Origin of the sequence: Vitreimonas flagellata (assembly GCF_004634425.1) — a bacterium.
Taxonomy (GTDB): Bacteria; Pseudomonadota; Alphaproteobacteria; order Caulobacterales; family Aquidulcibacteraceae; genus Vitreimonas; species Vitreimonas flagellata.
Window position 1 is genome coordinate 18,776 of record NZ_SBJL01000004.1, and the last position, 19,401, is coordinate 38,176.

The window sequence follows — 19,401 nt, forward strand, 5'->3', positions numbered from 1 at the left end:
AGTGCGTACTCGCTTGAAATTTGCAACGAGATCAGAGAAGTAGGAAAAATCCGGAAACTAAATGTAGTATCCGGAAAACCGCGCGGGCCCAGCTCCGAAGGCAAAGGTCACAGGTTCGAATCCTGTCGGGTGCGCCAGTCTTGAGGCAGATTCCTGGAATGGAGCCGGTTAAGTACGTCAGTCGGTGGGGCGCGATCTCTCGCGGCGAGCGCGAATGGCGCGTCGAGCCGGACGCACTCGTCACGCGCGGCGCATCCGGCCATGAACGCCGCTATGCGTGGAAGGACATCGTCAGCGTCCGCCTCTGCCACGAACCGACGCGCGCCAAGCCCTGGCGCTACGTGTTCGAGCTTCAGCCCAAACACAATCGCAAGATCGAGATCGACAACGGTCATTTTCTCGGTGGCGGCAAATACGAAGAGCGCTCCGCCAGCTACACACCGTTCGTGCGCGCAGCGCTTGCGCGTCTTGCTGACGCCAATCCCAAAACGCAGGCGCTGATCGGCGAAACGCCGAAGCGCTATTTCTTCTTGTTGCTGGCGTCGCTGTTTGGACTCGGCGCGTTGCTCTACGTTCTCGTCGCAGTGCACACGCCGCTTGATGCGCTGCCCTTCGCTAATCTCGTGAAGCTCGCCATCATCCTGCTGATGCTGCCGATCTTCTGGGGCTGGGTGCTGAAGGCAATGCCGCGCGGCGTGGCGCTCGACGCGATCCCTGAGCGCGCGCTGCCGCCGGAAAATGGTGCCGCCTAGGTGACTCGAACACCTGACCTACGCATTACGAATGCGCCGCTCTACCGGCTGAGCTAAGGCGGCCCTGACCTTGGGGCGTTGTGGCCCCTTCGGGAGGGCGGTTCAATACGCGCAGCCGCGCTTTAGGGCAAGCCGGACAGGGCGGGTTTTGGCCGTTCCGACCGCAGACCGCGCATATCCGCCTGACTTAGAGACACAATCTGGCCGGGCCGGCGCCGAGCCGCTACGGTCCCGGCCAATTCAAAAACAAGGAGACCTCCCATGTCCGCAGTGACCACCCGCAAGGATGGCGACGTTCTTGTCGTTAGCGCCAACAATCCGCCGGTGAACGCGCTGGGGCACGCCGTGCGGGCGGGGCTCGAGGCTGCGGTAAAGGCCGCTGCGGCGGATTCGGGTGTCTCCGCGATCGTCATCCGCTGCGAGGGCCGCACCTTCTTCGCCGGCGCCGATATCACCGAATTCGGCAAGCCGCCGCAGGCGCCTGGCCTGCCGGATGTGTGCGATCTGATCGAACAAAGCAGCAAACCGGTGGTCGCGGCCATCCACGGCACGGCGCTGGGCGGCGGCCTCGAGGTCGCGCTCGGTTGCCATTATCGCATCGCGGTTCCGACCGCGAAGCTGGGCTTGCCTGAAGTGAAGCTTGGGCTGCTGCCGGGCGCAGGCGGCACGCAGCGTCTGCCGCGTGTCGCGGGCGTCGCCGACGCGCTGCCCATGATTGTGTTCGGCGATCCGGTCAGCGCCAAGAAGGCCGAGAGCATCGGTCTCGTCGATCGCATCGCCGGCGAAGATTCGCTTGAGGCCGACGCCATCGCTTTCGCGCGCGAGATCGCAAAGAAGACACCGCTACCGGTGAGCAGCGCACGCACGGACAAGATCGAAGCCGCGAAGGCCGATGCCGGCGTGTTCGAGCGCTTCGTCACCGAGAACGCACGCAAGCTGCGTGGGCTCGACGCGCCGGCTGCGTGCATAGAAGCTGTACGTGCGGCGGTCGATTTGTCGTACGCCGAAGGCGTCAAGAAAGAGCGCGAGGTCTTCTTCAAGCTGCTGACCGGCAACCAATCCAAGGCGCTGCGCCACGTTTTCTTCGCCGAACGCGCGGCCGCGAAGATCGACGGCATCCCGGCCGATACGCCGGTATTGCCAATCAAGAAGGTTGGCATGCTCGGCGCTGGCACGATGGGCGGCGGCATCACCATGAATTTCCTGTCGGCCGGCATCCCGGTTACGATCGTGGAGCGCGAACAAGCCGCGCTCGATCGTGGTGTCTCGATCATCCGCAAGAATTACGAGAACACCGCGAAGAAGGGCCGTATCACCGCCGAGCAAGTCGAGAAGGCAATGAGTCTGCTCACGCCAACGCTCGACTTCAACGCGCTCGCCGACAGCGATCTCGTCATCGAAGCCGTATTCGAAAACATGGACATCAAGCGCGACGTGTTCCGCCGTCTCGACGCCACGATCAAGCCCGGCGCGATCCTGGCCTCGAACACGTCCTATCTCAACGTCGATGAAATGGCGGCGGAGACCAAGCGGCCGGAAAGCGTCATCGGCCTGCACTTCTTCTCGCCGGCCAATGTGATGAAGCTCTTGGAAGTGGTGCGGGGCGCCAAGACATCGCCGGCTGTGCTGAAGACCAGCATGGAATTGGCCCGCAAGATCGGCAAAGTCGCGGTTGTCTCCGGCGTGTGCCCTGGCTTCATCGGCAATCGCATGCTGAGTCAGCGCCAGGCGCAAGCGCAGGCCCTGATCCTCGAAGGCGCGAAGCCCTGGGATGTCGATCGCGTGCTGACGCAATTCGGTTTCCCGATGGGGCCATTCCAAATGTCGGACCTCGCTGGTCTCGATATCGGCTGGAGCGCGGAAACGTCGAAGAGCGAGTCTGTGCGCGACGTTTTGTGCGAGCGTGGCCGTCGCGGTCAGAAGACCGGCAAGGGCTTTTACGATTACGACGAGAACCGCAAATCGTCGCCGTCGCCCGAAACCGAAGCCATCATCGCCGACTTCATCGCTAAGTCAGGCAAGCAACAGCGCGCCGTCAGCGATGAAGAAATCCTCGAACGCCTGCTCTATCCCATGGTCAACGAGGGCGCGAAGATTCTTGAGGAGAAGATGGCCCAGCGCGCCTCCGACATCGATATCGTCTGGCTCAACGGCTATGGCTGGCCGGCCTACACCGGCGGCCCGATGTTCTGGGCGGACACCGTGGGGCTCGACAAGATCGCCGCGGCGCTCGGCAAGTACGGCGTCGAGGTCGCGCCGTTGCTGAAGGCGAAGGCCGAGAAGGGCGAAAGCTTCAACTGAGGCGATCGCCCGCAATTGAGCTTATCCAGAAGCCTGCCGTACAATGTGCGGCAGGCTATTGATTGGTGAGTTCATGCGCGTTGTGGTCCGCACAATTGTCATCGCTGCGTCATGCACGCTTGCGCTCGCCGGCTGCGCCAGCGGTTCGCGGTCCGATTTCGGGATCATAAATCGCGACGGCGCCTATCCGATTGGTTTTCCCGGCGTGCGCTTTTCGATCGAGGATCGTGAGGCGGCGTTGGCTCTAGAACAGGGCTTGAGCCAAGGCGTGCCGCGTGGCGCCGACGGACATTTCGACTTGATCGCACTCTCGGGCGGCGGCTCGAACGGCGCTTATACGGCGGGGTTGATCACGGCTTGGACGGAGCGCGGCGATCGCCCAGACTTTGAAGTGGTCACAGGCGTGTCCACAGGCGCGCTCGCGGCGCCGTTCGTGTTTCTTGGTCCAGACTATGACGATGAATTGCGCGAGGCTTATACCAGCGACCAAGCTTCCGATTTGCTTCAAAACCGCGGCCTCCGCGCCTTCGTCGGCTCGGGTGTGTTTCGCGCCGGGCCGTTGCGCGAACTGATTGAGACTTACATCGACGCCGCGTTGCTTGAGCGCATCGCCGCCGAGCACAATGCTGGCCGCACGTTATTGGTGGCGACCACCGATCTCGATTCAGAGCGCGGTGTGATCTGGAATATGGGCGCGATCGCCGCGCGCGGCGGGCCGGAAGCGCTCGAACTCTTTCGCGACGTGCTGCAGGCCTCCGCGAGCATCCCAGGCGCCTTTCCGCCCGTGATGATTCACGCGCAGCGTGGCTTGGCCGCGGATGGCGCGCCCGACGTGTTCAGTGAGATGCATGTCGATGGCGGCGTGATGAATCCGTTTGTGGCGCTGCCGCAAATGCTTTGGACGTGGGATGATCAGAACCGCGTGCTGGAGGGCGGTCGGGTCTGGGTGATTGTGAACGGCAAGGCCGACCCCGAATTGGAGGTCACGATCGATGCGCCCATCAGCGTCGCGGAGCGGGCCCTCAACGCCGCACTCAAGGCCAATCTCCGCGCAACGCTCATCGCCAACGCCGCATTCGCACGGCGTAACGCCATGGAGTATCACGTCGCAGCTATCCCCGAAGCGTTCGAAGGCGGCGATGGCCTAGACTTCTCCAAGGAAGCGCGCGTCGCCGTGTTCGATCTCGGACGCGCGCGCATGATCGCCGACGAAGCATGGACGCATTTCGTCGAGGAGAATGAGGCGCGGGCACGCTAGCTGATACTAGCGCACCTCTTCGACTTCAGCTTCATCCGGCGCGCGTTCGGCCCGGAGGTCTGCCCGCGGCGCGGTGAGAGCCGCCGTCGGCAATGCGAGCACCGGCCCAAGCGCATCGTTTTGGCCGCGCTCCATGCGTGGGTGGATAAGCTGGCCGCTGTCGCCGAACACATAGACGAGCCGCGCCCAATCCGCGTCGTCATACATGAAAGCCGGACCTTCCGGATCCAGATCCGACCAGTCCAATTCACGCGGCGCAGCGGCCGCTTGCGCCAACCACGTGCGCGCGCCGTTCTCGTCACCACGTCCACGCGCGACTTGCGCGAACAGAATGCAAATCCGGGACGAAGGGTTTTCGCGATAGGCGTCTTCCAGCAGCGATTGCGCCGTCGCCCAATCGCCGCGCTCCATCGCGAGTTCCGCCAGCACGATCTTCGACTCGCGGTGATCTCGGCGCTTGTCGGCGAAGGCGCCCATGCGGCCCGCGCGCGCTTCGCGTGACTCACCAGCCGCGAGGTCGCGATAGGCATGCGCCAAAGCCGGGTGCGGTGCGTTTTCCCATGCATCTTCAAGGATGGAGGCCGCGCGTTCGTTCTTGCCTTCGGCCACCAGTAGGCGCGCGGAGAGTGCGGCCGCTGGCGCGAATTGCGGCGCCATGCGAAACGCCTTCTGCGCTTGGTCGGACGCCTTATCGATGCGGCGCTCGCGCTCCATCTTCGCGGCTTGCGCCGCCATCAGCACCGCACGCCGGCGCTTGGCGACTCGGTCCTCCACGAGTTTGCGCTTGTCGCCGATTTCCAGCGTTTCCAGCGCAGCGTCCCAATCGCCGGCCTGCACCGCGAGATCGAATGCGTATTGATAGGGCCAAGTCGATGTCTTGGAGGCCTTCAGCGCCGCTTCCGCGTGGGCACGCGCCGCGGTGCGGTCGCCACGCTTCAACGCTGCCGCCATCAAGCCTTTGCGGCCGAGGATTTCCGTATCCTCGTGCTGCAACATGCCCGAATAGGCGCGCTCCGCGCCCGCCGTATCGCCGGCAACTTCCGCTGCGCGCGCTTGCAACAGCATGGCCAGGCGCGGCTCTTCGATCAGATCTTCCGCGCGATCCGCTTGGCGGCGCGCTTCCTCGAACTCACCGGCTTCCGCCGCGATCAAGCCCAGCGCCAAAGCTTCTTGGCCCTTGCGAATGCGCGCGCGTTGGCCTGCCTTGCCGATACGTCCCGGCGCATCGATCAAGAACATCAGCAAACGCAACACCGGCAGCGCGATCGCGATCAGCACCACCAAGATCAGCAAACCGAACAATGCGCTCGTGCTCACTTCCGTGCCGAACCAATTGATCTCCACCGTGCCTGGGTCGGTGGTGACGATCTGCCACGAGGCCAGCATCGCGGCGACCGCGATGATCAAAAGGAAAGCGAGGCGCAACATCGTGCTTTAGCTCCGCGACAATTCTTGTCGGATCGCCGCGAGGCGCTGGTCGATTTCGAGCCGGCGCTGCGCGTCATTCAGCCAAGGCTGGGCGGCGCGCTTGGATGCGCCTGTCAGCCGGTTCAGTTCTTGAATGGCTTCCGCCAAGCGGTCGGAAGCGAGATATTGCTCGGCGCGTTCGACAATGCCTTCCGGTGTGTCGCCCGCGTTCGATTGGCGCACGACGATCCATTGCGCCAGCGCCGCTTGGATGCGACCCCAGAATCCGCCGCCCGCTTGGCTTTGCCGTGCGGCGCGAATGATCTCGTTGTCGAGGCGGTCAAACTGATCGCGCAATTCGATCCGTGTCGGTGCGCCGGTGCGCGCCAGCGGCTCGAGTGCGGCCACGTTCGGATCGTTCGGCAGCAACGTCGCAAGCGCTGCATGCGCCTGCGGGAATGGGCCGGAGGAGCGCGCCGCTTCCGCCGCCGCCACGACTGCGTACGAGGCACGCGCCGCGGTCGCGGCCGCCCGTGCTTCCGCCGCCACCGCCGGCAATTCTTCCTGCAAGCGGCGCACTTCGGTGACGAGTGCTTGCACTTCCGCCGTCGACGGCATCGTGCTCAAGCGGCTTTCCACATCGCGCAGGCCTGCTTGCAGCGCGAACAGACGCGCCGTGGCGCTGCCGCCCTCGGCTTCATCGCTCGCCGCGATGGCCAGCGGTGCGTTCACGATCGCCTCGATCGCCTCGAGCCGCTGATCCAATTCGGTGACATTCGACGGCGCCTCTGCGCCGTTCACGCTCGCCGCCTGCAAAGGCGCCACGTCATTGAGGGCGGCTTGCACGGCCGGCAGGCGTGGCGCGATAGCGCCACCCGCTGCGCCCACGCCCGCGGCCAACACCGCCAGCGCCAGAGCCGTGCCCCCGCCGATGCCGCCGCCGCGACGATCATCGTCGCGATAAGCCGGCTCGTACTCAACGTCGATCGGCTCGGCGCGTCCGCGCTCCGCTTCGTCGTCGTCTCTGCTCATGTGGCTCCCCAAAATTTTCCCGCGACGTTTCCGCGATTTCGCATCGGAAATGAGTCGGGGCCGAAGCAGAAACCTACGGCCCCCGGTGAAGCCGCTCAAGCGCTTGCCCCAGCAGGGGAGAATTACTCTTGGAGTGTGACGCGCAAGAGATCGTCTTCGCGTGGCGCGGGCGCCACGATTATGCGCTTCCAGATGGTTTTCGCCGCTTTTTCAGCCACGCCGGGACTCATGCAGGCCGCTGTGAGTTGCGCCGCATTGGGTGCGCCGAGCGCAACAAACGCCTCCGCAGCGCGTGCGCTGTAGAAGAGGATGATATCCAGGGTTTCTGTGAGTTGCGGCGGCAGCACGCTCGCCTGCACCGCCGCATACGCGGTGCGTCGCTCGATCCGATAGCCGGCGCGTTGCAACTCGCCCGCTAAATCGCCGGCAATGTGTTCGCCGGCGATATGAATGATTTTGCCTCGGGCGGGATCGAGCGTCGCTTTCGCGAGCGCCGCCAGCGAGGCCACATCGCCGTCGGCCGAGCGCACATTCTTATGCCCCGCCGCACGCGCCGCCGCCGCTGTCGCATCGCCGACAGCAAGGATGATCTTGTCCTGCGCTTCGCGCACCGCCGGAAACGCATGTACGCCATTGATGCTGGTGAAGATCAGCGCCTGCGCGCCTTCAACGTTCGTGTCGTAGCCGCACGGCACGATCGTCAGCAGCGGCGCAATCACCGGTTCCGCGCCCAACGCACGCACGCGCTGCGCCGTGATTTCCGCTTCCGGCATCGCGCGCGTGATGGCGACCCGCGTCACCCGTGATCCATCATGATGGAATCCCCCGCTTCGTCGCGAATTTCACCGCCAAGCGTTGCGCCCAAGGCTCGCGCTTGCGCAATCACCTCGCCACCGAGCGCAACCGTCTCCGTGCGTCGCCAACGCGTCACGCCATCGGGCGTCAGCGTCTCACCCACAAAGCGCATTTCCGCGCCATTTACGCGGGCGAGCGCCCCGATCGGCGTGCGGCACGAGCCATCGAGCGCTTCCAAAAACGCGCGCTCCGCTTCGGTTTCAATGCGCGCATTCGCGTCCTCAAATTTCGCCAGCGCCTCAAGCGTGCGCGCATCATCTGCGCGCGCCGTAATTGCAAGCGCGCCTTGGCACGCAGCAGGCGGCGTTTCGATCGGATCAACCAAGCTTACCGCACGCGCTTCCAAACCCAAACGCTTCAGGCCCGCGAGCGCCAGGAACGTCGCGTCTGCATCGCCGGCCTCCAGCTTCTTCAAGCGCGTATCGACATTGCCGCGCAACGTCACGACGCCCAGATCAGGCCGCGCGTAAAGCACCTGCGCCTGGCGCCGCAAACTCGCCGTGCCGACATTCGCGCCCGCCGGCAGTTCAGCCAGGCTCTTCGCTTTAAGGCTCACAAAGGCGTCGCGCGGATCTTCGCGCTCCGGCACGCAGGCCAGCACTATGCCATCGGGCAGCCGCGTCGGCAGATCCTTCAACGAATGAATGCCGACATCGATGCGCCCATCGAGCAGCGCTTCATCGAGCTCCTTAGTAAAGAGCCCTTTGCCGCCGGATTCAATCAGCCGCCGATCCTGGATCGTGTCGCCCGTCGTCACGATCGGGACGATCTCCAGCGCGCTCAGCTCAACACCCAGCAACGCCGCCCAACGCGCGCGCGTCTGCTCGGTCTGCGCCAGCGAAAGCTTCGAGCCACGCGCGCCGATGCGGAAGAGAACAGCCATAACTTCACTTAGCCGCTGGCGCGGCGCGGGGGAACGCGCCAAATGAGCCGCCATGAAACCGCTCACCATCCTCGGCATCGAGACCAGCTGCGACGAGACCGCGGCGGCCGTGCTGCGCCTGGATGAGGCGGGACCGCACGTGCTCTCCGACGTGGTGCTCGGCCAAGCCGCCCATCACGCGCCGTATCGGGGTGTGGTTCCCGAGATTGCCGCCCGCGCGCACGTCGAAGGCCTGGACGGGACGATCAAAGCGGCGATGGCCGACGCGGGGATGAATTTTGCTGATTTGGATGGTGTGGCGGCAACAGCCGGCCCCGGCCTGATCGGCGGCGTCATGGTCGGGCTCATGGCTGGGAAGGCGATCTCTCTCGCCCAAAACAAGCCGCTGATCGGCGTGAACCACCTCGAAGGCCACGCGCTCAGCCCGCGCCTCGCCGAAGGCGGCGCGACCTTCCCGTACCTCTTATTGCTGGTCTCGGGCGGCCATTGCCAATTCATCTCTGTGCTCGACGTCGGCGTTTATCGTCGCCTCGGCTCCACCATCGACGACGCGCTCGGCGAAGCTTTCGACAAGCTCGCTAAGCTGCTCGATCTCGGCTTCCCCGGCGGGCCATTCGTGGAAAAAGCCGCCAAAAACGGCGATCCGAAGCGCTTTGCGCTGCCCCGTCCGTTGCTCAGCCGCGAAGGTTGCGACTTCTCCTTCGCGGGCTTGAAGACCGCGTGTGCGCGCGAGGTGGCGACGCTCGGCGTGCTGACGGATCAGGACAAAGCCGATCTTTGCGCCAGCTTCCAAGCGGCCGTGCTCGACATCATCACCGATCGCACGCGCAACGCGATGCGCGCATTCGATATGGTCTGGGGTGCAAAGGGAAGATTGGTGGCGGCCGGCGGTGTGGCCGCCAATCAGGCGATCCGGGGCCGGCTCGAAGCTCTGGCGGCGGATCGAAATTACGACTTTATCGCCCCGCCGCTCAAATGGTGCACCGACAATGCGGCGATGATCGCTTTGGCCGGAGCTGAAAGATTGCGGCTGGGATTTAGTGACGACCTGTCATTTCCAGCCCGTCCACGCTGGCCGTTAGACGAGGCCGCTGCCCGCTTGCGCCCCAGCCACAAGCCGGGACGCAAGGGAGCAAAAGCTTAGGCCACGACGCGCGCGGCAGCGAACAACAACGGCGCCAGCGCGGTGGCGACCAGTGCGATCGCGACCACAACGGACAGGGCCCGAGCGGTGGCAGGCAGGTCTTGCGCAGACATTCGAAATTCCCCTCATCAGTGAGTCGATGCTGCAACTGCTAACATCGACGGCCGGTAGATAATCTTTGCTACGCGGCGGCGGTAGTCAGCAAAAACCAGCCCTGATATGCAATTATGCAGGGCAAATCGTTAATGTCGATCCATAATTGCAGGCAAAAGAGAGGCGCGAAGACCGAAGTCTTCGCGCCTGCACAAGGGGACAGGGGCGCGCTGGGAAACGCGCCCAGGCAGAAATTCTAGGCGACCACGCGGGCCGCGATTTCGACGATCGGGCTCATCGCAACGGTAACAAGCAACGCTGCTGCGACGACGAAGCTGAAGCTGAGAAGGTGTGAGGGGCGGGTGGCGGTCATTGGGCTCTCCAGGGCTTGGCGTTGTTCGGTGGATTATATGTACCCTGACGCCGTCACGTATTCAATGAATAAAATAGTTTTCGTTCAGTATTTGTGTAAAGCTCGTTTCGCTTGAGGCTGGGATATGCGCTACGAGCTTATTTGCGGGCGTAGATGCCGTTCAGGATGAGGTTGAGCACGCCCTCAAGCTCCCGCTCCAGCTTGGGCAGGGTGAGCTTCGAGAAGAGCTGCGGCACGCCGAATTTCATAGTCGCCGACTGCATCATCTCTGCGTTGAACATATGGTCGGCCGGCGCGAACAGACCGGCTTTTTCGCCTTCTTCCAGAAGCGCTGAGAGAAATACGCGCTCCAGCGCCAATTGCTCGTTCGAGAAGAGCGGACGCTCCTTCACCAGGACCTCGGCGACCTCGAGGATTTTGGCGTTTTCCTCGAACATCGCGTAGGAATCGCGCATGCGCTTGAAGAAAATCTCGCGCAACCGCTTATCCGCCGGCCACTCCTTCTTGCGCGCGATCGCGGCCATTTCGGCCTGTTCTTCAGCGTAATGCTTGCGCGCCATCGCCTCGGCGATGTCGATCTTGGCTTCGAAGAAGCGATAGATGTTGCCCGGCGACATATCGCAATCGGCCGCGATCTCGGCCATGGTTGTCTTGCCATAGCCGTAGTGTTTGATGCGGTTCATGGCCGCCTGGAGAATGCGATCGCGCGTAGCTGTCTTTTCGTCCATCCCTTCCATTTATGCGGTTTCTACTGAACGATCAATGAAGGATTCAGCGTTGTGACCCAGCCCTATCAGAACGTGACCGTCCTTGGGGCGGGGGCGTGGGGCACCGCCTTGGCGCAGGTGGCCGCCGCCGCGGGCCGCGATGTGCTGATCTGGGCGCGCGAGGACGAAGTTGTCCAAGGCATCAACCAGGCGCACGAGAACACATTGTTCCTGCCCGGCCAGAAGCTGAACCCCGCTGTCCGAGCCACCGCGGACATCGCAGAGGCCGCAAAAGCCGACCTGATCCTCGCCGTACCGCCTGCCCAACATATGCGCAGCGTCCTGCGCAGCGCCCGCCCGCACCTGCAGCTTGGCGCGCCGCTGGTGCTGTGCGCCAAGGGCGTCGAGCGTGGCTCGCTGGCGCTCATGACGGACGTGCTGAGGGAAGAGTTGCCCGAAATCGGCCCCGCCGTGCTGTCCGGTCCTGGCTTCGCGAAAGACGTCGCGCGCGGCCTGCCGACAGCAATCACGATCGCGAGCCCGGATGCCGCGCTCGCGCAACGCATCGTCGCCACGATCGGCCTGCCAACCTTCCGCCCGTACTTCGCAGACGATCTCATCGGCGCTGAAATTGGCGGCGCGGTGAAGAACGTCATCGCCATCGCTTGCGGCGTCGCCGAAGGCCGCAAGCTTGGCGACGGCGCGCGCGCTGCTCTCATCACGCGCGGCTTCGCCGAACTCACGCGCCTCGGCCTCGCGATGGGCGCAAAAGCCGAAACGCTCTCCGGCCTCTGCGGCTTGGGCGATCTGGTGCTCACCTGCGCCTCGCTCACCTCGCGCAACACATCGCTTGGCGCAGCTCTCGGCGAAGGCCGCGCGCTGAAAGACATTCTCGCCGAACGCCGCTCCGTCGCTGAAGGCATGGAGAGCGCGCCGGCCGTCGTGGCGCTCGCGGCGAAATACAAAGTCGAGATGCCGATCTGCCAAGCCGTCGACGCTATTGTCGGTGAACGCATCAGCATTGATGACGCGATCACAGCTTTGCTGTCGCGTCCGTTCAAAGCTGAAGGCGTGTGACTCCCAAGTCCGGCCTCTTCTTGGCGCGCGTCGATGCGGTGCCAAATCCTGGCGCGATCGTGGTCGATTTCGCGGAAGGCGAGGCGCGGCTCTCGATCATCATCACGCGCCGTGGTGATGCCATCGCCGCGTTCCGCAATCGCTGCCCGCACGCCGGCTATCCCATGGAACGCCCCGATGGGCGCATGGTGATCCAAGAAGGCCGCTATCTCGTCTGCACCGCGCACGGCGCAAGTTTTGCGCTCGAATCCGGCGCTTGTGCCGGGGGGCCGTGCAATGGCGAAGGCTTGGAGCGCTTCGCCATCGAACTGCGCGACGACGGCGTTTTCATCGCATAAGCCACAAAAAAGAAGCGCGGCTTTCGCCGCGCCTCAATCTCACTAAGCTGAATCAGCACCTTAAGCGGCCGCTTCTTCCTCGTCGTCCTCATCATCGTCGTCGCGACGGCGCATCATCATGTAGCCGACGCCCGCGAGCACCACGACACCCAGCGCGATCCAAGGGAAATAGCCAGCCAAGCCGCCAAACGCGGTTTGCGCTTGCCCGCCGCCATCGCCAGCGGCTTCCGCCGTGCCGCTCTCCGCCGCCACGCCGGTTACCAAGCCCGGTATCGAATAGGCCGAGACTTGGTCGCTTGCCGCTTGGAAATCCGCATGCGTGCGGCCAGTCGGGAAGCTCAGCATGTTCTGCATTTCAGACGCCGCCGCTTCGATCGCTGGCATTTGGTCGGCGCTACCGATGCTCGTCATCGTCGCCACGCCATAGCGGCCCAGCAATTTCAATTCGTGACGGAAATCCTTGCCTTGGCCGCCGCCAGGTGCAGCCGTGCGCTCAGCCCACACGACTTGCGGCGTGCCTTCAGCGACAAACGCCGGCATCACCGCGAAGCCTTCGAATGGCTTGTTCTGTGCCGCGCGCGCATCGCGTGTTTGCGTTTCGAGATTGGTGTCGCTCAAGCCCGAGGCTGTTTCCGCCTGCACGTAGCCAATTGCGTCGTAGGAAATCACCGTCGCCCAAACATTGTTGGCGCGCACGTCTGTGTTCGCCGGCGCGAGTAGGCCAAGCACGGTGCCGCTCGGCGCCGTTGCGTTGTTGCGTTGCAGGAAGGCGTACGCTTCTTCCGCCGAATAGAGCCTGTAGCCGTTTGGTACGTTGATCGTGAGTTCGTCGCCGTTCAGCGGGATCACGCCCGAGCGGCCTTCGGCAGGCGCGGCGGCAGGCTGAGCCGCTGGCGGCGTTGCCGGTTGAACAGGTTGCGCGCGCACTGGCGGCGCGGCGACATCAGGTCCGGCAGTGCCCGGACCATCGGCAAAAGCAGGTGTGGCGACGAAGATCGCCAGCGCGGCAAAAAGGGCGCGCGTTACATTCTTGCGCATGGGTAGTCTCCCTCGCGCGCCCGGTCCGGGCGCTTCCCCCGAGTCGGTGATTAACCAATCTCGCGAGCTTTGTCGCGCGTCAGCGCGTGACAGCTGCGCGAAGTTCCCCTGACGCGCGAGTCATCGCGTCATTTATGGCGCTGCGCCACTCAGCGATGCTGGTCGCGGCCTGCGCGGCTTGTGGATAGGTCACGCCGCGCGACGAGTTGACGACGCCGCCCTCCAAACCTTTCCCGCTTGCAACAAAGCCAGCCACCGCGTCCGCGGCGCTCGCGCCCTGTGCGCCGTAACCCGGCACTAGGAACAGCGCGTGGGGCATAGCCTCGCGCAGCGCGCGCGCTTCCTCCGGATAGGTCGCGCCGGCCACCGCCATCAGGCCCGACCAATCGCTCGCGCCCAAAAGGCGCTGCGTTTCCGGCGCCAGCATCTCGGCAACGCGCCGCCATACCGGTGCGCCGCCAACTTGCAGATCTTGCACATCGCCCGCGCCCGGATTCGAGGTGCGCACCAGCACGGCGACGCCTTTGCCCTCGCGCTGCGCCAACGTGACGAACGGCTCGAGCGTGTCCTTGCCCATGTAGGGGTTCACCGTGACGCAATCGGCGTTGAAGCCCGGCTTCGGCCCCAGCGACGCGCGCGCATAGCCTTCCGCCGTCGTGCCGATGTCGCCGCGCTTGGCGTCGAGGATCACGATCATGCCGGTATCGGTCGCATGCTGGCACAACATGCGCGCCACTGCGTAGCCCATCTCGCCGAATTGCTCGAACAGACCAAGCTGCGGCTTCAACACGCCGCAATGTTTGGCCGCCACGTCGATCACGCTCGCGCCGAACTTTAGCAGCGCTTGCATATCTTCGCGCACGTCGCCGAAGAGCGCCGCAGGAATTTTATCCGCGAATGGATCGAGCCCAACGCAGAGCGGCGTGTTGTGGCGGCGGACGCTTTCGATCAAGCGATCTGCGAAAGGTGCGGTCATCTGTTCAACGGCCCATCGCCGGGCGCAACGCAGACCACTTGCGCCACTGCAAGCTCGCGCCGCAAATCATCCGATTGCTGGCCGTAATTGTCTGAGGTGAGGCGCGGCGCTGGAGCGCCAGCGGCTTCAACTTGTTCAACGCGCAACAAGCGCAACACCGATGAGGGCGCGGCCGTGTAAATGCGCCCGCGGCGCGCGGATTCCGCGATCGTTACCCCAATCACTTGGCCGTTCGATGAGAATGCAGGCCCACCGCTAATGCCGGCAAGCGAACCGCCGAGGCCCGACGTACGGCCAAGCTCAGCCCATGCCAGCACCGGCTCTTCAACATCGTAACGGCCGCGCGCAACGAGCGTCTCGCGGCCAATCAAGCGCGAATACGCTTCGCCTGGCCTGCCTTGCGGAAAGCCGACATGGAAGGCGCGTTGGCCAATTTGGAAATCGCGCTCTGACGTGTCGAGCGCCAGCGCTACCGGCGCTTGGTCCGTGCGCAGCAGCGCAAGGTCGGCAAACAGCGCGCGCTTCACTTCGGTGACCTGCACGGCTTGGCCGCGCGAGACGATAAGGCCGACATGCTCGCATCCGTCGACGACGTGGCGCGCCGTCAGCCACCAACCTTCCTCTGAAATCGCAAACGCTGACCCCATTCCAGACGAAACGGGGCCGACTTCAACCAGCACTTCGGGATCATAGATCGAGGGCGGCGGCAGATAGGAGCCGTTCACCGATGACGGCGCATCTGGCAGCGCTTCCGGTGCGTCCGCGCGTTGGTCGATGCGGAACAGTACAAACACCACCGCCGCGATGACGATGATGTAGAGCAACCAGTCCGGGATCAGACGAAACAAATCAGCCGCCTCTGATCATGCTCACATTGGGATCGGCGACCGCGCCCGAAAGGATCAGCGCCAAACCAATTTTCACGCTCATCAAAAATACCGCTGCTGCCACATCACCTTCGGCAATCCGGCGCGGCAGGCCGCGCAGGAACATATCTGCAAAACGGAACGCCAGCAGCTGGATCAGCAGCGTCACCACGCCCCAGATCAGCAAATCCCAGACCCCGAACGAGTGGGCGAGGCAGGAGCCCAAAGGAATGGCAAGGCCGACCACAACGCCGCCAAAAGCAAGCGAAGCCGACGGATTGCCGGCGCGGATCAAGGCCAGCTCTTTATGCGGCGTCATAATGACGTAGATGATCAGCGAGGCGATGAAGAGGCCGAGCGCCACACCTAACTGAATGATGAAATCCGGAAATCCCGCGACGAAGGCATTGATAGGCGCGGAAAAATCCATGACGTGTCCCTCGCGTGCCGCAGGCCGGCTATATCCCCGCCTGCGCTAGCGGTTCCGGGTGACGCGCGCAAGACGACCAGAAGAAGGTAAGCACATGAGCGAACGTAAAGCCGCATTGGTAACCGGCTCAACCAGCGGGATTGGCCTCGGCGTCGCCACCGCCTTCGCCAAAGCCGGCATGAACGTCACCCTCAACGGCCTGGGCGATCCTAACGAAATTGAGAAGGTTCGCGCCGCGCTCGCCGCCGAAACCGGCGTTGAGGTCCGCTACGACGGCGCCAATCTGATGCAGCCCGAGGCCTGCGCCGGCATGGTCGACAGTGCGGTCGGCGCGTTTGGTCGCCTCGATGTGCTCGTGAACAACGCCGGCATCCAATATGTGTCGCCGATCGAGGATTTCCCGGTCGACAAATGGAACGCGATCATCGCGCTCAATCTCTCCGCCGCGTTCCACGCCATTCGCGCCGCCATGCGCCCGATGAAGGAGCGCAAATACGGCCGCATCATCAACATCGCCTCCGCGCACGCGCATGTCGCCTCACCATTCAAGTCGGCTTACGTCGCCGCCAAGCACGGCATTTTGGGTTTGACCAAAACGGTCGCGCTCGAAAGCGCGGCGTTCGGCGTGCGCTGCAACGCCATCTCGCCTGGTTACGTGCTGACGCCGTTGGTCGAGAACCAAATCCCGGACACGATGAAGGCGCGCAACATGACGCGCGAACAAGTCATCAATGACGTGCTGCTCGCCGCGCAGCCGACAAAAGAGTTCGTGAAAATCGAAGATGTCGCCGGCATCGCGCTCTTCCTCACCACGCCCGCCGCCGATCAAATCAACGGCGCGTCGCTCAGTGTAGACGGCGGCTGGACGGCGCAGTGAGTCGGGCGAAAGTCAAACCGAAGCCAATCTCGCTCGCGCTGCAGGGCGGCGGCGCGCTCGGCGCTTACACCTGGGGTGCGCTCGATCGTTTGCTGGAGGATGAGCGCATCGCCATCAAGGCGGTGTCGGGCTCATCCGCCGGCGCGATGTGCGCGGTGGTGTTGGCTGATGGCTTCCGCGAAGGCGGCGCGGAGTGCGCGCGCGCGAAGCTGCGCCAATTCTGGGAAAGCATCGCGCGCGAAGGGCGGACCAATCCCTATCGCCGCACGCCGATGATGGCGTTCTTGAACGCGTTCAAGCCCGGTTGGGCGCCTGAATCCTACCTCGCCATGTGGGCAGACATCGCCTCGCGTTGGGCGAGCCCTTACGATTTCAACCCGCTCAATGTGAATCCGCTCAAAGAAGTCGTGAACGAACTGGTCAATTTCGAACACGTGCGCGCCTGCGATGAGATTCAGCTCTTCATCGGCGCCACCAATGTCGAAACCGGCCGCATCCGTATCTTCAAAAATGCCGAACTCACCGCCGATCACGTCATGGCGTCCGCGTGTCTGCCGCAACTCTTCCAAGCCGTCATGATCGATGGCGCGCCGTATTGGGATGGCGGTTACACCGGCAATCCCGCACTCTTTCCGTTGTTCGGAGTCGAAGCTACGCGCGACATCGTTATCGTGCAGATCAACCCGATCGAGCGGGCCGGCGCGCCGCGCTCGCCGGTGGAAATCACCGCGCGCGTCGCCGAGATCAATTTCAACGCCAATCTCTTGAGCGAACTCCGCGCCATCGAGTTTGTCGGCCGCATGCTCGATCAGCAAATGCTCCCGTCGAAGCGCTATCGCAAAATGCTGGTGCACAACGTCAGCGAAGGGACAGCGCTTACGCCGCTTGGCCTGGGCGTCGATCTCAACACCGACATTGGCTTCTTCAATAGGCTGTTTGAAACCGGGCGCACCGCCGCCGACCAATGGCTTGCCGAGCATTTTGACGCTCTCGGTCAACGCTCCACCGTTGATCTCGCCGCCATGTTTCGCGATGACCCCGCACCCGGCGAAGCCAAGCCGCTGCGCTAACCCTTCCCTAACCACGACGGCGCATTTTCACGTCTCATGCAAAGGCGCGCCCTTCTTGTTGGCTTATGTGCGGCGCTCGTCGCCGGGCCCGCCGCCGCGGCTGGCGGTTCGGGCGGGGGTAGCCAAGCGCCCGCCACGCGCCAGGAGCGCCTGACCTCCGCCGAATCGTTCGTGCCGATGCCGACGCTTTCGGCGGGCGTGCTGCAACGCGCCTCCACACGCGGCACGCTCGTCGTCGACATGGGCATCGACGTGCCGGATGCGGCCCTGCGCGAGCGCGCACAACGCAACGGGCCCCGCTTACGTGATGCGCTTCGCACCGCTTTGGCGGTCTATGCGAACACTTACTATCGCGACCGGACCGCGCCGGACCCAACGCAGCTTACGAGATTGATGCAGCAATCCATCGATCAAGCGCTCGGCGCGCCAGGCGCCCGCGTACTGCTGGTCAACATCATCTATCAACGCCGCAGCTCTTAAGCGCCCCGGCAGGCGATTGGCATCACGATGTGCGTAACGCTGCCTTGCGCGGGCGCGCGATAAATCTGGCGCGGCTCGTCGCGCGTGATCACGGTTTCGTTCGCGCCCATGATCTGACGCTCAACCAACGTGAATGTCTGCTCGTTGCAATTGAAGCGATAGTGCAGGCGCTGTTGCGTGAAGCGGATCGTGGTGCGCGTGGTTTCCGTTTCGTATTGGTAGGGCTGCTCCTGTCCGTGCGTGACCTGCACCCAAATGTCGGCCGTCGAACCATCGGCGCTGCGCGTGATCGTGCGCTGGTTGAAATGCACCTGTCCCAAACACTCCTGGTCCGCGGCGCCTTCGCCCCGGCAATCGCGTTGCCGCGCCACCAGGAGCCAATCGGGCAAATTCTGCGTCGAGCCGAGCATCACCTCGTCTGCGCCGCCTTGCGCCGCTGGGGCTTCGCCACCGCTAGGCGCGGCAGGCTGGCCGCACGCCGCCAGCGTGAACATGCAGAGGAGGGCTGCGAGCTTCCGCATCAGTGCTTTCATTCTCTCAATGTTGGACGGGGGAACCGGATCGGCAAATCACATAGCCGAGATGCCGCCATCGACTTTCAGTTCCGCGCCCGTGACGAACCGGCTTTCATCCGAAAGGAGATAGATCGCCGCCAGGGCGATGTCCGCTGGCTGGCCAATGCGACCCAGGGGAACCTGCCGCGCCAATTTCGCCTCGGCCTCTTCGGCCCCGAACATCGCCCGCAGCGGATCCAGAATCGGCGTGCTGATGAAGGTCGGATGGATCGAGTTCGAGCGCACGTCGAGCTTCTTCTTTGCGCAATAGAGCGCGATGTTCTTGGAGAGGTGCAGCACCGCCGCCTTGGACGCGTTGTATGCCGGCGTATTCCAGCTCGCGATGATGCCGGCGATCGAGCTGATGTTCACGATCGAGGCCGGTTGGTTGGCGGCAAGATATTTGATCGCGTACTTCGCGCCCAAGAACACCGAATCGACATTGATGCTCATGATGCGCTTGAAGGTCGCGAAATCGAGCTCTTCGACGCCGCCCTTGTCGCCCGCGACGCCGGCATTGTTCACCAGCCCCGAAATGCCGCCCATCGCGTTGTTCGCCGCTTCGAGCGCTGCGATCCATTGCGCTTCGTTCGTGACATCGAGTGCATAGGCTGAAGCCGTGCCCGCACCGTGCGTCGCGTTGATCTCAGCGGCGGTTTTTTCCGCGCCAGCCGAATTGATGTCCGCGATCGCGACCTTGCCGCCTTCGGCCGCCACCGCCGCCGCGATCGCCGCACCCAGACCCTGCGCTGCGCCAGTCACAAACACCTTCTTACCCGCAACACGCCCGGCCATGATGTCCTCCCTTTATGTCGCGCGACTGTGTGGCGCGGCGCGGCAAAGCGCAAGCTTGGCCAAGCTGGCGTTGCGGCATAGGTTGCCTCCAACGA

20 protein-coding genes and 1 tRNA gene are annotated in these 19,401 nt (G+C 63.8%); 9 read left to right on the top strand and 12 right to left on the bottom strand.

Going from position 1 to position 19,401, the window contains the following annotated elements:
- Positions 1-158: 158 nt before the first annotated feature.
- On the top strand, positions 159-752 hold the full coding sequence (locus tag EPJ54_RS15865) for a hypothetical protein (RefSeq protein WP_135212742.1): 594 nt from the start codon (positions 159-161) through the stop codon (positions 750-752).
- Here the strand turns inward: EPJ54_RS15865 and EPJ54_RS15870 are convergent.
- A tRNA-Thr gene (locus EPJ54_RS15870) sits at positions 740-815 on the bottom strand. The genes EPJ54_RS15865 and EPJ54_RS15870 overlap by 13 nt on opposite strands.
- Before the next feature lie 198 nt (positions 816-1,013).
- Between EPJ54_RS15870 and EPJ54_RS15875 the strand changes: the two genes are divergently transcribed.
- Together EPJ54_RS15875 and EPJ54_RS15880 are read left to right on the top strand one after the other, a co-directional pair.
- On the top strand, positions 1,014-3,053 hold the full coding sequence (locus EPJ54_RS15875; RefSeq protein ID WP_135212743.1) for a 3-hydroxyacyl-CoA dehydrogenase NAD-binding domain-containing protein: 2,040 nt from the start codon (positions 1,014-1,016) through the stop codon (positions 3,051-3,053).
- Positions 3,054-3,126: 73 nt separating this feature from the next.
- The gene (locus EPJ54_RS15880; protein ID WP_135212744.1) at positions 3,127-4,311 is read left to right on the top strand and encodes a patatin-like phospholipase family protein; all 1,185 of its coding nucleotides are present in this window, start codon (positions 3,127-3,129) and stop codon (positions 4,309-4,311) included.
- A 6-nt stretch (positions 4,312-4,317) separates the two neighbouring features.
- On the opposite strand, the gene EPJ54_RS15885 is transcribed toward EPJ54_RS15880, so the two are convergent.
- The 4 genes from EPJ54_RS15885 to hemC all read right to left on the bottom strand — a co-directional run bounded on the left by EPJ54_RS15885 (position 4,318) and on the right by hemC (position 8,488).
- Positions 4,318-5,739, bottom strand: coding sequence for a heme biosynthesis protein HemY (locus tag EPJ54_RS15885; RefSeq protein ID WP_135212745.1), 1,422 nt, complete (start codon positions 5,737-5,739; stop codon positions 4,318-4,320).
- Between the two features lie 6 nt (positions 5,740-5,745).
- A complete protein-coding gene (locus EPJ54_RS15890; RefSeq protein WP_135212746.1) occupies positions 5,746-6,750 on the bottom strand; it encodes a COG4223 family protein in 1,005 nt (334 codons plus the stop codon).
- A 122-nt stretch (positions 6,751-6,872) separates the two neighbouring features.
- A complete protein-coding gene (locus EPJ54_RS15895) occupies positions 6,873-7,550 on the bottom strand; it encodes a uroporphyrinogen-III synthase (RefSeq protein WP_135212747.1) in 678 nt (225 codons plus the stop codon).
- Positions 7,547-8,488 carry a hydroxymethylbilane synthase gene (gene hemC, locus EPJ54_RS15900; protein ID WP_135212748.1) on the bottom strand — a complete coding sequence of 314 codons (942 nt, stop codon included), beginning with the start codon at positions 8,486-8,488 and terminating at the stop codon, positions 7,547-7,549. The genes EPJ54_RS15895 and hemC overlap by 4 nt, the downstream gene beginning before the upstream one ends.
- A 52-nt stretch (positions 8,489-8,540) precedes the next feature.
- On the opposite strand from hemC, the gene tsaD reads away from it, so the two are divergent.
- Positions 8,541-9,632 (top strand): tRNA (adenosine(37)-N6)-threonylcarbamoyltransferase complex transferase subunit TsaD, encoded by a 1,092-nt coding sequence (tsaD, locus tag EPJ54_RS15905; protein ID WP_135212749.1) that lies wholly within the window; start codon positions 8,541-8,543, stop codon positions 9,630-9,632.
- Positions 9,633-10,235: 603 nt separating this feature from the next.
- Here tsaD and EPJ54_RS15910 read toward each other — a convergent pair.
- A complete protein-coding gene (locus tag EPJ54_RS15910; RefSeq protein ID WP_135212750.1) occupies positions 10,236-10,826 on the bottom strand; it encodes a TetR/AcrR family transcriptional regulator in 591 nt (196 codons plus the stop codon).
- 51 nt (positions 10,827-10,877) lie between these two features.
- Here EPJ54_RS15910 and EPJ54_RS15915 point away from each other — a divergent pair, with 51 nt between their 5' ends.
- Both EPJ54_RS15915 and EPJ54_RS15920 read left to right on the top strand, forming a co-directional pair.
- The gene (locus EPJ54_RS15915; RefSeq protein ID WP_135212751.1) at positions 10,878-11,882 is read left to right on the top strand and encodes an NAD(P)H-dependent glycerol-3-phosphate dehydrogenase; all 1,005 of its coding nucleotides are present in this window, start codon (positions 10,878-10,880) and stop codon (positions 11,880-11,882) included.
- Positions 11,879-12,220 (top strand): Rieske (2Fe-2S) protein, encoded by a 342-nt coding sequence (locus EPJ54_RS15920; protein ID WP_135212752.1) that lies wholly within the window; start codon positions 11,879-11,881, stop codon positions 12,218-12,220. Before EPJ54_RS15915 ends, EPJ54_RS15920 begins: the two co-directional genes overlap by 4 nt.
- A gap of 60 nt (positions 12,221-12,280) precedes the next feature.
- Here EPJ54_RS15920 and EPJ54_RS15925 read toward each other — a convergent pair whose 3' ends face one another.
- The 4 genes from EPJ54_RS15925 to EPJ54_RS15940 all read right to left on the bottom strand — a co-directional run bounded on the left by EPJ54_RS15925 (position 12,281) and on the right by EPJ54_RS15940 (position 15,530).
- Positions 12,281-13,258 (bottom strand): DUF2167 domain-containing protein, encoded by a 978-nt coding sequence (locus EPJ54_RS15925; protein ID WP_135212753.1) that lies wholly within the window; start codon positions 13,256-13,258, stop codon positions 12,281-12,283.
- A 79-nt stretch (positions 13,259-13,337) separates the two neighbouring features.
- Positions 13,338-14,234: an orotidine-5'-phosphate decarboxylase gene (pyrF, locus tag EPJ54_RS15930; protein ID WP_135212754.1), complete on the bottom strand. Its 897-nt coding sequence runs from the start codon at positions 14,232-14,234 to the stop codon at positions 13,338-13,340.
- Positions 14,231-15,082 (bottom strand): S1 family peptidase, encoded by an 852-nt coding sequence (locus EPJ54_RS15935; RefSeq protein ID WP_135212755.1) that lies wholly within the window; start codon positions 15,080-15,082, stop codon positions 14,231-14,233. The genes pyrF and EPJ54_RS15935 overlap by 4 nt, the downstream gene beginning before the upstream one ends.
- Position 15,083: 1 nt before the next feature.
- Positions 15,084-15,530, bottom strand: coding sequence for a DUF350 domain-containing protein (locus EPJ54_RS15940; protein ID WP_135212756.1), 447 nt, complete (start codon positions 15,528-15,530; stop codon positions 15,084-15,086).
- A 94-nt stretch (positions 15,531-15,624) separates the two neighbouring features.
- Between EPJ54_RS15940 and EPJ54_RS15945 the strand changes: the two genes are divergently transcribed.
- The 3 genes from EPJ54_RS15945 to EPJ54_RS15955 are packed head-to-tail and all read left to right on the top strand — an operon-like array spanning position 15,625 to position 17,957.
- Positions 15,625-16,407 carry a 3-hydroxybutyrate dehydrogenase gene (locus EPJ54_RS15945; RefSeq protein WP_135212757.1) on the top strand — a complete coding sequence of 261 codons (783 nt, stop codon included), beginning with the start codon at positions 15,625-15,627 and terminating at the stop codon, positions 16,405-16,407.
- Entirely contained in the window at positions 16,404-17,477 is a 1,074-nt protein-coding gene (locus EPJ54_RS15950; protein ID WP_135212758.1) for a patatin-like phospholipase family protein, read from the top strand. Before EPJ54_RS15945 ends, EPJ54_RS15950 begins: the two co-directional genes overlap by 4 nt.
- A 36-nt stretch (positions 17,478-17,513) precedes the next feature.
- Complete coding sequence (locus EPJ54_RS15955) at positions 17,514-17,957, top strand: Tat pathway signal protein (protein ID WP_135212759.1); 444 nt, start codon at positions 17,514-17,516, stop codon at positions 17,955-17,957.
- Here EPJ54_RS15955 and EPJ54_RS15960 read toward each other — a convergent pair.
- Both EPJ54_RS15960 and EPJ54_RS15965 read right to left on the bottom strand, forming a co-directional pair.
- Entirely contained in the window at positions 17,954-18,490 is a 537-nt protein-coding gene (locus tag EPJ54_RS15960; protein WP_135212760.1) for a hypothetical protein, read from the bottom strand. The two genes, EPJ54_RS15955 and EPJ54_RS15960, sit on opposite strands and share 4 nt — an antisense overlap.
- Positions 18,491-18,526: 36 nt before the next feature.
- The gene (locus EPJ54_RS15965; RefSeq protein ID WP_135212761.1) at positions 18,527-19,306 is read right to left on the bottom strand and encodes an SDR family oxidoreductase; all 780 of its coding nucleotides are present in this window, start codon (positions 19,304-19,306) and stop codon (positions 18,527-18,529) included.
- Positions 19,307-19,401 lie beyond the last annotated feature (95 nt).

Excerpts from the sequence above, each read along its gene's own strand:
- EPJ54_RS15865 (WP_135212742.1), top strand. The coding sequence starts at position 159 with ATGGAGCCGGTTAAGTACGTCAGTCGGTGGGGCGCGATCTCTCGCGGC.
- EPJ54_RS15875 (WP_135212743.1), top strand. The coding sequence starts at position 1,014 with ATGTCCGCAGTGACCACCCGCAAGGATGGCGACGTTCTTGTCGTTAGC.
- EPJ54_RS15880 (WP_135212744.1), top strand. The coding sequence starts at position 3,127 with ATGCGCGTTGTGGTCCGCACAATTGTCATCGCTGCGTCATGCACGCTT.
- EPJ54_RS15885 (WP_135212745.1), bottom strand. The coding sequence starts at position 5,739 with ATGTTGCGCCTCGCTTTCCTTTTGATCATCGCGGTCGCCGCGATGCTG.
- EPJ54_RS15890 (WP_135212746.1), bottom strand. The coding sequence starts at position 6,750 with ATGAGCAGAGACGACGACGAAGCGGAGCGCGGACGCGCCGAGCCGATC.
- hemC (WP_135212748.1), bottom strand. The coding sequence starts at position 8,488 with ATGGCTGTTCTCTTCCGCATCGGCGCGCGTGGCTCGAAGCTTTCGCTG.
- tsaD (WP_135212749.1), top strand. The coding sequence starts at position 8,541 with ATGAAACCGCTCACCATCCTCGGCATCGAGACCAGCTGCGACGAGACC.
- EPJ54_RS15910 (WP_135212750.1), bottom strand. The coding sequence starts at position 10,826 with ATGGACGAAAAGACAGCTACGCGCGATCGCATTCTCCAGGCGGCCATG.
- EPJ54_RS15925 (WP_135212753.1), bottom strand. The coding sequence starts at position 13,258 with ATGCGCAAGAATGTAACGCGCGCCCTTTTTGCCGCGCTGGCGATCTTC.
- pyrF (WP_135212754.1), bottom strand. The coding sequence starts at position 14,234 with ATGACCGCACCTTTCGCAGATCGCTTGATCGAAAGCGTCCGCCGCCAC.
- EPJ54_RS15940 (WP_135212756.1), bottom strand. The coding sequence starts at position 15,530 with ATGGATTTTTCCGCGCCTATCAATGCCTTCGTCGCGGGATTTCCGGAT.
- EPJ54_RS15945 (WP_135212757.1), top strand. The coding sequence starts at position 15,625 with ATGAGCGAACGTAAAGCCGCATTGGTAACCGGCTCAACCAGCGGGATT.
- EPJ54_RS15955 (WP_135212759.1), top strand. The coding sequence starts at position 17,514 with ATGCAAAGGCGCGCCCTTCTTGTTGGCTTATGTGCGGCGCTCGTCGCC.
- EPJ54_RS15960 (WP_135212760.1), bottom strand. The coding sequence starts at position 18,490 with ATGAAAGCACTGATGCGGAAGCTCGCAGCCCTCCTCTGCATGTTCACG.
- EPJ54_RS15965 (WP_135212761.1), bottom strand. The coding sequence starts at position 19,306 with ATGGCCGGGCGTGTTGCGGGTAAGAAGGTGTTTGTGACTGGCGCAGCG.